The sequence below is a fragment of the Collimonas humicola genome, from assembly GCF_018304945.1.
GTDB lineage: Bacteria > Pseudomonadota > Gammaproteobacteria > Burkholderiales > Burkholderiaceae_D > Collimonas > Collimonas humicola.
On sequence record NZ_JAGQEE010000001.1, the window covers coordinates 1,727,785 to 1,740,503 of the forward strand.

A 12,719-nucleotide genomic window follows, 5' to 3' on the forward strand; every position below is an offset into this window, starting at 1 on the left:
TCCCTTACAGCGCATCGATCTGCTGGGACTTGCTTTTGGTGACTCGCCGTTCGTACCGATGCCTTCCCCGGGGAAGGCATGTGGCTTTTGTGGGACTAGATGTATTACGAATACGCGAACCGAAAGAGAGTGAGCTATTCAAAAAAATTGAAAATAAATGGTGCGAGCTTTTGAACTCAGATGAGATAAGGTACTTCGCCGGCACTAGAACAGATCGGTGCAAATCTGTTTCAATCGCACGGGATTGTTTTGAACGTATTTCGCGGTCATAGCGATGCTAGAATGTCCCATCACCGTCGAGACTGCTTTGATGTCTATCCCTTTTTCGATCAATGCTGTCGCGAATGATCTGCGCCCAAAATGGCTCGATGCTCCCTGCAATCTGGCCTCTCGGAACATGCAATGAAATAGCTGTTGCAGGGTGTTGGGTGAAAACGCATCACCTTTCTGCGATAGGAATAGTGCAGCATCGTAATTGAACAAAATCCCTTCTTGCTTTTGCCGGTCATGCAGATAATGACGAAAGGCATCGATGACCCGAGAGTTCGTCAAAAAAACATGGCGCTTTTTCCGGCCTTTGGTCATCGCAAATCCGCAAGCTTTTTTATAACACAGGAAAAATATCATTTTAGCTCTGCACTAAAAATCTACCAGCCTTCGCAGTAAGCAGCTTCACCAGTTCAGGCTGCATGTACTCATAGTCATCCGGGATATCGAGGCAAATAATCCGCTTGCCGCCGAGATGGGTCTTGAATTTGGCAGATAACTTGCTGCGATGAGCCTTCTCCATCACGAAAATGATCGTCGCCCATTCAATCTGCTCCGTCGACAAGGGAACAGTCGCGTCGCCGCCCAAGCCGGCCGAATCGCTTTCAACGCCTGGCCAGGTGGAAAAAACTTGTTCCGCGGTCGGGCTCCTTAGGCGGTTCTGACTGCAAATGAATAGTGCTCGTTTCATCAAATATGAATCCAGGTTAACAACGCTGCCAATTGCGCAGATGATCGCCGATAAGCAAGTTAAAGGCTATCAGATCAACGCCCGTACCAATACCGGCGATGTTGGTTCCTGTAGGTATCCACCGTCACGTCATCTCCAAATTTCAACAAGATCGCTCCTCCTTCGTCGTTCCGGAATCCCTCTACCCCGCGTTCCTGATAGCGCGCCGCCACCTGCTGTTTGGGATGATGAAACCGGTTGCGATAGCCGACCTGGAACAACACAATCTGAGGATCAACCTGCGCCAGGAATGCCGCCGTGGATGAAGTCCCGCTGCCGTGATGCGGCGCCAGCAGCACAGTGGATTTCAAATCCTCGCCATAGCGGGCAACCAGCTGCTGCTCCTGCGCGGCTTCGATATCTCCGGGCAGCAAAATGGCATGCGGGCCATGGCTGACCTTGAGCGTGCAACTGACTATGTGCGGTTTGCTTTTTTGTTGCGCGGCCGATGCCTGGTATTGCGCAATATCCGGATACAGCATTTCGAATTTCATCTCTCCCCACTGCCATGCCTGCCCTGCGTGACAAGCTTGATGATCGGCCGCGGCCTGGACGATCGGATGCTGCGGCGGCAGCGATGAATACACTTTTCCGACCTTGACGGCATCCATGACCGACAGGGCGCCGCCGGCATGGTCGTTGTGGACATGCGATATCACCAGCGCGTCCAGCGCGGTGATGCCGCGCGCTTTCAGGTAGGGGACGATGACGCGGTTGCCGGCGTCGGATCCGGGCGAGTGGTAGGGACCGCTGTCGTACAGCAGGCGCTGGTCGGCTGTTTCCACCAGCACCGCCATGCCCTGGCCGACGTCGAGGGCGGTCACCCACATTTCACCGGCGGGCGGACGGCTGCCGTTATCCAACAGCAGGGGCAGCCAGCCGGCCAGCGCCAGCCAGCGCAGGGGCCAGCCGCGCGGCGCCAGCAGCCACACGGTGGACAGCAAGGCCAGCGCGGAGGTCCACGCCGGCGGCGCCGGCGTCTGCCATACCGCAAACGGCAAGGCGCTGAGCCAGCCCAACAGCAGCGCCAATTGTTCCAGCAGCAGATGCGCGGCGCGCCACAGCCAGGTCGACAGCGGCGCCGGCAGCGCACTGGCGATCAGCGTCAGCGGCGTCACCACCAGGCCGACCAATGGAATCGCCACGGCATTGGCCAGCGGCGCAATCAGCGAAACACGTCCGAACAACAGGACAGTAAGCGGCAGCAGGCCGATGGTGACCGCATATTGCGTGGCGCCGGCGGCCCGCAAGCCTTGCCACCATGTTGAAATGCGCGTATTGCCATCATCGCGCGCGGCCGGCCGGCGGCCGACGCTGGTGTACAGGATCACGCCGACGGCGCAGAACGATAGCCAGAATCCAGGCCACAGCACGGCCCAGGGATCGACCAGCAATACCACAAGGAGCGCGATGCACAGCACGTGCGAAACGCTGGCGATGCGGCCGCTCCACAAAGCCAGCGCCACTACCAGCAGCATGTACAGGGTGCGTTGCGCCGGTATGCCGAAGCCGGCCAGCAGCACATAGGCCAGGGCGGCCAGCGCGCCGCTCAGGGCGGCGGCTTTTTGCGTCGGCAGCAGCAAGGGCAAGGCAGCCTTTGTGAAAAAAGAACGCCGCCATAACGCAGCCATGGCGGCGGCGAACATGCCGGCAATCATGGTGATGTGCAAGCCTGAGATCGCGACCAGGTGGCTGATGCCGGTGCGGTTGAAGATTTCCCAGTCGGACTGGTCGATGGCGCGCTGGTCGCCGATCGCCAGCGCCACCAGCACGCCGGCGTAGCGATGTCCGGGCAAGGCATCCAGGATGCGTTCGCGCAAACGGCCGCGCAACAGCTCCACCAGATTGCCAGGGCTGAATACAAACGGCTGCAATTGGCGGTTCCCTGAACTCGCTCCCGGGTCGCCGCGGACATAGCCGGTAGCGCGCAGGTTGCGCTCCAGCAGCCAGGCCTCATAGTCGAACGCATGCGGATTGGCGTTGCCATGGGGCCGCTTCAAACGCACCGTCAGCTGCCAGCGCGCTCCTGCGGCAAGCAGCGGCTGCGGCGCTTGCTCCTGGTCGCCGTTGCGGTACCAGGCCAGCGCCAGGCGCTGCGGGATGAGCGGCGACTCACCGTCCTGCTGCACGACATTTTCGACGGCAAAATCGAAGCGCGCGCCTGTTTCAAAATTCGATGGCAGGCTGGCTATCGTGCCAATCACCGTGACATCGCGCCCTTCCCATTCCGGCGCCAGCTCTTGCCGCAAGTAGCAATGCGCGAACAAGGCCGCCCAGGCGAAGCCGCAGGCAAAACCTGCCAGCAGGCGGGCGGCAAACCTGAGCTGCCAATTGGGGATCTTATAAGCCGCGCAAGCCAGCGATATCGCCGCCGGCGCCAGGCCTGCCAGCAGCCAGACTGGCGGCAAGACCGCCTGAATTTGCAAAAAGACAACCCCAAGCAGGAAGCCGATGATCGCGCTACGCATCCGGAGCGCGCTCCTACCTGGTTCAGGCCAAGGCCGCCAGGCGCGGCAATGCGGCGCGGGCGTTGGCGGCAGTGGCATGCGCCAGCTCGGCCAGCGGCATGCCGCGCAGCTCGGCCAGCACGGCGCCGATGCGGGGGATTTGCTGGGGCTGGTTGGTGGCGGGATGCAGCCATGCCGGGGACATGTCGGGCGCATCGGTTTCCAGCACCAAAGCGTCCAGCGGCAACTCCACCGCCAGGCGGCGGATCTGCAAAGCGCGGGTAAACGTCATGGCGCCGCCGAAGCCGAGCCGGAAACCCAGGCCGATGAAGGCTTGCGCTTGCTGGAAGCTGCCGTTGAAGGCATGCGCGATGCCGCCGGTGACCTTGATCCGGCGCAGATGCTTGAGCAGGATGTCTTGCGAGCGCCGTACGTGCAGCAGCACCGGCAGGCCGAACTCGCGCGCCAGCTTTAACTGTTCAACATAGAAGTATTCCTGCTTGTCGCGCAAAGGGCCGCGGTCCATGCCGGGCACGAAGAAATCCAGGCCGATTTCACCGATGGCGACAAAGCGCGGGTCCGCCATGGCCGCGCCGACGGCCGCGCGCAAGGCTAGCAGATCGCCGTCGTCGGCGTGTTCTACATAGAGTGGATGAATGCCAAGCGCATAGCTGCAGTTAGGCAGTTGCGCGGCCAGCGCCGCCACTGAGGCGAAATTGGCGCGCTCCACTGCCGGGATCACGATCCACCTTACCTGCTGCTCTGCGGCAGCCGCGGCGACCTGTGCCTGTTCGCCGCCGAATTCAGCGGCATCCAGATGGCAGTGCGTATCTATCCACATCGGGCGATCCTTGGGAAATTATCAGGCGCATATCAGACACATATCAGACACATCAACGCCTGGCGGATTAATAGATTGATATCGTAGCATGGGCAAACCTGGCCTCGCATAAGTCCAAACATAAACATTTCTCGTTTGGCGTGGTGCTTCGTAAATGGGGGGAGCGCCACACTAACCCGTTTGCCTGATAACATGATGCAAAAAAGCATTTGTCAGAAAGCAATCTAGATGTCCACCGCAAACCAGCCGTCAACTCCGTTCGACCAGCGCGAATTCCGCAACGCCCTGGGAACCTTCACCACCGGCGTCACCATCATTACCGCCTGCCAGGCCGACGGCAAGCTGGTTGGCGTCACAGCCAACAGCTTCAACTCGGTCTCGCTGGATCCGCCGCTGGTGCTATGGAGCCTGGCCAAGTCATCCAACAGCCTGGCGGCGTTTGAAGCCGCCGAACACTGGGCTGTGCACATCCTGTCGCACGACCAGGACCAGCTGGCCACCCATTTCAGCAAGCGCGCCCACGACAAGTTCGCCGGCCTGGAGATCGAGTCCGGCATGGGCGGCGCGCCCTTGCTGGCCGGCTGCACCACCCGCATGCAATGCAAGACCGCCTACCGCTATGATGGCGGCGACCATATCATCATGGTCGGCGAGGTGATGCATTTCGAGCATTCCGATATCGCCCCGCTGGTCTATCAGCGCGGCAATTACGCCATCGCCACCCGCAAGGAGCTGGCCGACGAAGCGGAAGCCTTGATCAAGGCCACTGCAGCCTCCAGCAGCTTCGATGAAAGTTCGATGAGCTACCTGCTCGGCAGCGCGTATTTCCATCTGTACGGCAAGCTGCGCGAATTCGGCGCCGCCAAGGGCCTGAACGATGCCGAGTTTTTTGTGCTCAATACGCTGGCGGCGCGCGACGGCCGCAGCCTGGCGGAACTGAACCGCCTGTTCGTGTATGCCGGCCATACGCCGCTGATCAATGTGCTGGACGACATGACCGCGCGCGGCTTGCTGCAGGTCGTGGTGGATAAAGGCGAACGCAACGACCACGGCCTGTTCTACCTGACCGCCATCGGACGCGCCCTGGCGCAGGAGATCGGCGACAGCGGCAAGCAGACCGAGCTGGCGCTGCTGAACAGCCTGGGCGCGGTCGACACCGTCGCCCTGCGCACCCTGCTGCGACGCTTCATCAGCCTGACCGACGACGGCAAGCTGCCGCTGGATGAGGAGTAAGCCCGTCCTTCTGCCGCGGATCGCAATGCGCTACACTGCAGTACGACCCATCATAGATTCCGGACAGCGCCGATGAACATCCGCTTCCTCGAAACCTTCGTCTGGCTGGCCAAGCTCAAGAATTTCCGGCTGACGGCAGAAAAGCTTCACACTACGCAGGCCGCGGTATCGAGCCGCATTGCCACGCTGGAGCAGGATTTCGGCGTGCGCCTGTTCGACCGCGGCGCCCGCGAAGTGGCCCTGACTACCGATGGCGGCAAGGCGCTGGCGTACGCCGAGCGCATCGTCAAGCTGATGCGCGAGATGAAGGACGAGATGTCGGCCAAGGATCATTATTCCGGCGTGCTGCGCATCGGCGTGATCGAATCGATCGTGCACAGCTGGTTCCCGGACCTGATCGGCCGCATCCACAAGCTGTTTCCTCAGCTGGAAATCGAAATCGCCAGCGACACCACCATCCACCTGCGCGAACAGTTCAGCAAGGGCGACCTCGACCTGGTGCTGCAGGCGGAAGCGGTGATCGCGCCGAATATCCGCAATCTCAAGCTGTGCGAATTCCCGATGCGCTGGGTCGGCAGCGCCAAGCTCGACATCGGCAATGAAACCCTGAGCCTGTCCGACCTGGCGGCCTTCCCGCTGGTCAGCTTCGCCCGCAATTCCGGGCCGCATACCGTGCTGGAGCAACTGTTTTCCGACAGCGAGCGCGGCTCCCTGCATATCAATTGCATCACTTCTGTCGCCACCATGATACGGCTGGTCAGCGACGGCTTCGGCGTGGCGGTGGTGCCGCCGGCCATCATCCAGCGCGAACTGAACGACGGCAGCCTGCAGCAGCTGCGGGTCGACGCCGATTTCCCGGCGCTGCAGCTGATGGCCTCGTTCCGCAACGATCCGGAAAATGCCTTGACCGAAACCATCGCCAGCATCGCCCAGGAAACCGCCTCTGAATTCGCACTCAATTGGGGACCGGAGATCGCCAGGCTGCCGGCTGAGCCGCTGGAACTGCCGTTTCCCCCGGTATAAGATTGCCAGGTCTGCACCGGCGCTATTGGTGCGCACCCGCCCCAACTTTGCTCATAAGATTTTCCAATCAATCGCGCTGACAATTTCTTGTTGGACAGCCGTCAGCCCCTTACGCATACTCGATTCATCCGGCAGCACGCGCAGCCGCCGGTGACGGCCGTCACAGAAACGCCGCTTCATCCTGCACCGCCCGCGGCGCAGCAGAATCCTCTATCGGGTGACATCACATGAGCAACAATATCAACGCAGCGCCAGATTTGCTGGAAAGCACTTATCGGAAAATCGCCTGGCGCCTGATTCCTTTCCTGGTTTTCCTGTTCGTGCTGGCCTGGATAGACCGCGTCAATGTCGGCTTCGCCAAGCTGCAGATGCTGCAGGACCTGCAGTTCAGCGAGGCGATCTATGGGCTGGGCGCAGGCATCTTCTTCGTCGGCTATTTCCTGTTCGAGGTGCCGAGCAACCTGCTGCTGGAAAAAATCGGCGCCCGCAAAACCTTGGCGCGCATCACTATCCTGTGGGGCCTGACCTCGATGGCGATGGTGTATGTGAAGACGCCCGCCATGTTTTATATCATCCGCTTTTTCCTGGGCGTGTTCGAAGCCGGCTTCTTCCCCGGCGTGGTGCTGTACCTGACCTACTGGTTCCCGGCCGAGCGGCGCGCTCGCGTCAACGGCTTATTCATGACCTCGTTCGCCATCGCCGGCGTGGTCGGCGGACCGATTGCCGGCTTCATCATGAGCGCCATGGACGGCGTCGGCCATTTCGCCAACTGGCAGTGGCTGTTCCTGCTGGAAGGGATTCCCTCTGTGATCGCCGGCATCCTGGTGCTGATCTATCTGCCGGAAAAACCAGTCAACGCCAGATGGCTGCTGGCTGCCGAACAGCAGGCGGTGACCCGGGCGCTGGCGGCGGAAAACCATGGCCACAAGCATGCTTCGCTGCGCGACGCCTGCCTCAATTCCCGCGTCTGGATCTGCGCCGCGGTGTATTTCTGCGTGGTCAGCGGCAATGCCACGATCGCCTTCTGGTCGCCGTCCATCATCAAGGAAATCGGCGTGGTCGGCAACCTGCAGATCGGCCTGATTTCGGCTATTCCTTTTCTGGCCGGCACCATCGCCATGGTGTGGAACGGCATCCATTCCGACAAGAGCGGCGAGCGGCGCCTGCATTGCGCCATAGCCACGCTGGTGGCCAGCATCGGCCTGATACTGACCGGCTTCTTCCTCGGCAATGCGGTGCTGGCGCTGTGCGCCTTGACGCTGGCGGCGATCGGCATCCTGGCGGCATTTCCGGTGTTCTGGTCGATTCCGGCAGCCTTCCTGACCGGCACCGCGGCCGCCGGCGGCATTGCGCTGATCAATTCGATCGGCAACCTGGCCGGCTTTGCCGCGCCTTACATGATCGGCTCGCTCAAGACCAGCACCGGCAGCTTGTCTGCAGGCTTGTACTTTGTCGCCGGGCTGGAATTCACGGCGACGGTGCTGGTCTTGCTGTTCATAAAAAAAGTCCGCTGATCCTGCTGTCCTGTTTTACCGGCCGCTTTGCCGGCCGGATCCGTCACGCTCCATTTCTTTAAAGCTGGAATCATCATGCATATTTCTTTTCAGGTAGACACCGAACATGGCTCGCGCCAGCTCGATACCGACATCCACACCCTGATCGTCGCCGGCTGGGCCGGGCGCGACCACGCCGCCATCGAGCACCACATTGAAGAACTGGCCGCACTCGGCATTTCGCGCCCGAGCGCGGTGCCGCTGTATTACCGCATCGCCAGCAACCAGCTGACGCAAGCGTCGCAGGTTCAGGTAGTCGGGCCGGATTCTTCCGGCGAGGTGGAAACCTTTGTCTTCGCCGCCGGCGGCGAGCTGTATGTCAGCATCGCCTCCGACCATACCGACCGCAAGCTGGAAGCGCATAGCGTGGCGCTGTCGAAACAGGCTTGCGTCAAGCCGGTGGCAAGCCGTGCCTGGCGCCTGGCCGAGGTAGCCGACTACTGGGATGAGCTGGTGATCCGATCCTACATCGAGGAAAACGGCGCCCGGCTGCTGTACCAGGAAGGCGCGCTGGCTTCGCTGCGCACGCCGCAGGACCTGATCGCCGGCTACACCGGCGGCGCAGTCATCCTGCCGGAGGGCAGCGGCATGACCTGCGGCACCGTGGCGGCGATCGGCGGCATCCGGCCGGCGCATTCATTTACAATGGAATTGTTCGATCCGCGCCGGCAACGCGCGCTGCGCCATCACTACACTGTGGAAGTGCTGCCCGAAGTCGCCTAACGGGACCTGAATCCAGCACCGCCTTTACTTCATTTGCGAGCATGTATGACTGAGACACTCCCTACCCTGCACAGCCTGGCAGAGGCCCTGCGACAGAACCGCGCCAGCTCGACCTCGCTCACCGAAGCAGCGCTGACGCGTGCCTTGGATCCGGCCGGCGAAGGCCGCCGTGTTTTTACCGAATTGTATGCCGCGCCGGCAAGGGCGGCGGCGCAGGCCTCCGACCTGTTGCGCGCCAGCGGCCAGCCGCGTTCGCCGATAGAGGGCTTGCCGATTTCGGTCAAGGATTTGTTCGATGTCGCCGGCAGCGTGACCCGCGCCGCCTCGGTAGTGTTGAACGATGCAGCGCCAGCCAGCGTCAATGCCGTGGCGGTGCAGCGCCTGCTGGCGGCGGGCGCGGTGATCGTCGGCCGCACCAACATGACGGAATTCGCCTACTCCGGGCTCGGTGTCAATCCGCACTACGGCACCCCGCGCAATCCTTGGGACCGCGCCAATGCCCGGATTCCCGGCGGTTCCTCCTCCGGCGCAGCGGTTTCGGTGAGCGACGGCATGGCGGTGGCCGCCATCGGTTCCGACACCGGCGGCTCGGTGCGCATTCCGGCGGCGCTGTGCGGCCTGACCGGTTTCAAGCCGACCGCGCGCCGCGTCCCGCTGGAGGGTACGCTGCCGCTGTCGGCGCAACTCGATTCGCTTGGTCCGATCGCCGCCAGCGTCAGCTGCTGCGCGGTGCTCGATGCCATCCTGGCCGGCGAGCCGGTGCCGAGCCTGACGCCGTTCCCACTGCGCGGCCTGCGCCTGGCGCTGCCGACCACGCTGGTGCTGGACGGGGTCGATCAGCAGGTAGCCGCAGCGTTCACCAGCGCCCGCGCTCGGCTGCAAGCGGCCGGCGCCCTGGTCGACGAAGTGGAGATTCCGGAATTTTCGACCGCAGCAACGATCAATGCCAAAGGCGGCTTCACTGCTGCCGAAGCCTATGCCTGGCACCGCAAGCTGATCGCCGAACGCGCCGCCAGCTACGACCCGCGCGTGATTTCCCGCATCCGGCGCGGCCAGGAAATCAGCGCAGCAGATCTGCTCGACCTGTTCGCGGCACGCAAGCAATGGATCGCTGCAATTGAACAACGCGTCGCCGGCTACGACGCCATGCTGATGCCGACCGTGCCTATCGTCGCGCCCCCGATTGCGACGCTGGAAGCCAGCGATGAAGCCTATTTTGCCGCCAACGGCATGATCCTGCGCAATCCGGCGCTGATCAATTTCCTGGACGGCTGCGCCTTGTCGCTGCCTTGCCATGCGCCCGGCGCAGCGCCGGTCGGGCTGATGCTGGCGGGCGTTGCCGGGCAGGACAGGAAAATCCTGGAGATCGGCCTGGCGGTGGAAGGTCTGTTGCGCAATAATTAAATGGAGAGAGTCATGTGGGGTCAGAGTTTTTTTACGACGGCAGTATCGTCGTAAATTACTCTGACCCCACATGACGGATTCGGAGAAAGAACGGGCGTGCTACGTGCTTTTTTTGACAGTGCAGGAGCATGCACTCCGTGGCCCGCTAAGTGGGGTCAGAGTGAAGTTTCTGCAAAAAGCACGCAGAAAATTCACTCTGACCCCAGTTAGCTGCGTAAGTTAAGCGCGACAAAAACCTGGTTGCGGTTTTGCCGCTCTTTATGAAATTCTCAGTGATCGACCGCCAGCCTGGCCACTTGCAGCACTTCGCCGCTGCCCGTATTCTGGACGAAGGCGACAATGCCGAAGCGGTCGGCGCGCAGGTCGGGGGCGATGCTGTCGAGCGCAATCTTTTCATGGATCTGCACCATGCCGTTCTTCAGTGCGAACGGGCCCAGCCAGCGCCGCACCACATAGTCGTGATGCAGGGTGACGCCGCCGTTCTCGCCAGCCGCCACGTTGGAGACCAGCTTGTTTTCATAGACGGCGATATAGGCCTCGTGGGCATCCTTGGAATCCTGGCGCAGCTTGACGCTGGCGGCCAGGTCGAAGCTGCGCGGCGCGGTGCCGGACAGCTTGATCGCAATATCCGCAGGCGACGGCTGTGCCGCGATCTTATCGATGGCGGCGTCAGACGCGCTGGCGGAACTCCAGCGCCGCAGTTCGCGGCCGCCGGCAAAGACTTCAGGGGTATACACCAGGGTGGTTTTGGCATAGCCCGCCAGCTCCTGCTGGCGCGCGGTGAACCGATGATCGCCGAAGCGGTCCTTCCAGCCCAGGTTGTCCCAATAATCGACATGCAAGGCCAGCGGCACCGCCCGGTCCGGCCTGGTCTGGGCGCCCAGCCTGGACAGCCACTGGTCTGCCGGCGGGCAGCTGCTGCAGCCTTCGCTGGAATACAGTTCGACCAGCGCCACCCGGTTGGCCGGACTCTGCGCCATATAGTCGGCGGCGTGGACGCTCGCGGAAAATCCGAACGCAAGCGCGCCCAGAACAAAGGTTTTAGTAAGGTTGATAGAGGTAGGCACCTGAGTCTCCTGGCTGGTCATGTGAAGCTTGGTCGTAGCGCGCGCCGCTTCCTTACAAATCCGCCCGGCCTCAGGCCCATCCCTATGGCGCCCGGTACAGGTTGATCACGTCCCGCTCCACCCGCACCAGGTTCTGCCCGGCATCGACGACGAATTCCGCGCCGTTGAAAGATTGCCTCGTCAACAACAAGATGGCGTCGGCGATTTCCGTGGTCGGCGCGATATAGCCTAGCGGCGTCGAGCGGGCCGAGGAATACTCGAAATCGGCCTGGGTCTGGTCGCCGCTGGGCGTCATCAGGCCAGGATACAGCGCATTCACGCGCAGCACCGGCGCCGCCGACATGGCCAGCATTGCGGTCAGGTTGCCGAGCGCCGCCTTGGCCACGGTGTAACTGAAATCCTCCGGATGAAAATTCGCCTTCACCTTCTGGTCCACCACATTGATCACCACGCCCTGCTGGCCGCGCTGCGCCGCTTGCCGATGAAAAGCCTGGGTCAGCAGCAGCGGCGCACGGCAGTTGACTTGCCAGGAGCGCTCCAGGTCATCGAGCGCAAAATCGGCCAGCGTGTCGGGAAAAAAAATCGCCGCACAGTTGACCAGCACGTCGAGCCTGCCGAAGCCGGCATAGGCGGCGTCGACCATGGCCGCCAATTCCGACGGCGACTGCAGGTCGGCCCGGTGGGCGACGGCAACGCCGCCTCCGGCTTCAATTTCCTGCACTGTCTGCAGAGCGTCCTGCTGCGAGCTGCCGTAGTGCACCACCACGGCATAGCCGGCGGCGGCAAAGCGCTCGGCAATGACCCGCCCGACCCGCCGGGCAGCGCCGGTGATCAGCGCCACCGGCTGCTGCGTAGCCGGCGTGCTCAATGCTTGGCGGCAGCGCCAGCGCTGCTATCCATGAATTGCGCCAGGCGCAGGTCGAGGTCGGTGACGCCGTTGGCATCGTGCGTGGTCAGCAGCACGTCGACGCGGTTATATACGTTGGACCATTCCGGATGATGATCCATTTTCTCAGCCAGCAAGGCGACGCGGGTCATGAAGCCGAAGGCAGCGTTGAAATCGGCAAACTTGAAAGTCTTTTGAATCGCGTCGCGGCCTTCGGCTGCGGTCCAGGTAGTGAGCGTCTGCAGGGCGGCGGCGGCGCCGATATGGTTGGAATGAGGCATGGGAGTATCCGTTCGTGAAAACCCCAATTCTATAACCGGAAGCGTCCAGCTGCGCGCTTTTGCGACGCCAGATGCTCCCCCGCGGCCGCTTCATTGCCGGGAAGGCAGCTTGCGGCCGAAGAAATCGACGATTTCGGCGTTTATCCTGGCATGTTCGGCGCTTCTGTCTACGCCCGGGGCATCGTCGCAGATCAGCGGCGCCGAGGCCGTTAATACTGCGCTGCGTGGGATTGCTTATTTGCATTAAAAATACGCTAGCCAGCT

The 12,719-nt window shown here is 61.9% G+C and carries 12 protein-coding genes; 5 read left to right on the forward strand and 7 right to left on the reverse strand.

Going from position 1 to position 12,719, the window contains the following annotated elements; translation table 11 throughout:
* Nucleotides 1-204: 204 nt before the first annotated feature.
* The 4 genes from KHU30_RS07725 to KHU30_RS07740 all read right to left on the reverse strand — a co-directional run bounded on the left by KHU30_RS07725 (nt 205) and on the right by KHU30_RS07740 (nt 4,285).
* The gene (locus KHU30_RS07725; protein ID WP_211441962.1) at nt 205-627 is read right to left on the reverse strand and encodes a tyrosine-type recombinase/integrase; all 423 of its coding nucleotides are present in this window, start codon (nt 625-627) and stop codon (nt 205-207) included.
* Nucleotide 628: 1 nt separating this feature from the next.
* A complete protein-coding gene (locus KHU30_RS07730; RefSeq protein WP_211441963.1) occupies nt 629-958 on the reverse strand; it encodes a low molecular weight protein tyrosine phosphatase family protein in 330 nt (109 codons plus the stop codon).
* 74 nt (nt 959-1,032) lie between these two features.
* Nucleotides 1,033-3,465, reverse strand: coding sequence for a DNA internalization-related competence protein ComEC/Rec2 (locus KHU30_RS07735; protein WP_211441964.1), 2,433 nt, complete (start codon nt 3,463-3,465; stop codon nt 1,033-1,035).
* A 22-nt stretch (nt 3,466-3,487) separates the two neighbouring features.
* The gene (locus KHU30_RS07740) at nt 3,488-4,285 is read right to left on the reverse strand and encodes a TatD family hydrolase (protein WP_211441965.1); all 798 of its coding nucleotides are present in this window, start codon (nt 4,283-4,285) and stop codon (nt 3,488-3,490) included.
* 228 nt (nt 4,286-4,513) lie between these two features.
* Between KHU30_RS07740 and KHU30_RS07745 the strand changes: the two genes are divergently transcribed.
* The 5 genes from KHU30_RS07745 (at nt 4,514) to KHU30_RS07765 (ending at nt 10,221) form a co-directional block, all read left to right on the forward strand.
* Entirely contained in the window at nt 4,514-5,518 is a 1,005-nt protein-coding gene (locus KHU30_RS07745; RefSeq protein ID WP_211441966.1) for a flavin reductase, read from the forward strand.
* 72 nt (nt 5,519-5,590) lie between these two features.
* Nucleotides 5,591-6,541 carry a LysR family transcriptional regulator gene (locus KHU30_RS07750; protein WP_211441967.1) on the forward strand — a complete coding sequence of 317 codons (951 nt, stop codon included), beginning with the start codon at nt 5,591-5,593 and terminating at the stop codon, nt 6,539-6,541.
* 227 nt (nt 6,542-6,768) lie between these two features.
* Nucleotides 6,769-8,055, forward strand: a complete 1,287-nt coding sequence (locus tag KHU30_RS07755) for an MFS transporter (RefSeq protein WP_211441968.1) — start codon at nt 6,769-6,771, stop codon at nt 8,053-8,055.
* Between the two features lie 75 nt (nt 8,056-8,130).
* Nucleotides 8,131-8,817 carry a DUF2848 domain-containing protein gene (locus KHU30_RS07760; RefSeq protein WP_211441969.1) on the forward strand — a complete coding sequence of 229 codons (687 nt, stop codon included), beginning with the start codon at nt 8,131-8,133 and terminating at the stop codon, nt 8,815-8,817.
* A 45-nt stretch (nt 8,818-8,862) separates the two neighbouring features.
* A complete protein-coding gene (locus KHU30_RS07765) occupies nt 8,863-10,221 on the forward strand; it encodes an amidase (protein ID WP_211441970.1) in 1,359 nt (452 codons plus the stop codon).
* A 269-nt stretch (nt 10,222-10,490) separates the two neighbouring features.
* On the opposite strand, the gene KHU30_RS07770 is transcribed toward KHU30_RS07765, so the two are convergent.
* The 3 genes from KHU30_RS07770 to KHU30_RS07780 all read right to left on the reverse strand — a co-directional run bounded on the left by KHU30_RS07770 (nt 10,491) and on the right by KHU30_RS07780 (nt 12,455).
* Entirely contained in the window at nt 10,491-11,288 is a 798-nt protein-coding gene (locus KHU30_RS07770; protein WP_329956646.1) for a DUF1223 domain-containing protein, read from the reverse strand.
* An 82-nt stretch (nt 11,289-11,370) separates the two neighbouring features.
* A complete protein-coding gene (locus KHU30_RS07775; protein WP_211441972.1) occupies nt 11,371-12,156 on the reverse strand; it encodes an SDR family oxidoreductase in 786 nt (261 codons plus the stop codon).
* Nucleotides 12,153-12,455: a 4a-hydroxytetrahydrobiopterin dehydratase gene (locus KHU30_RS07780; RefSeq protein WP_211441973.1), complete on the reverse strand. Its 303-nt coding sequence runs from the start codon at nt 12,453-12,455 to the stop codon at nt 12,153-12,155. Before KHU30_RS07780 ends, KHU30_RS07775 begins: the two co-directional genes overlap by 4 nt.
* Nucleotides 12,456-12,719: the final 264 nt, after the last annotated feature.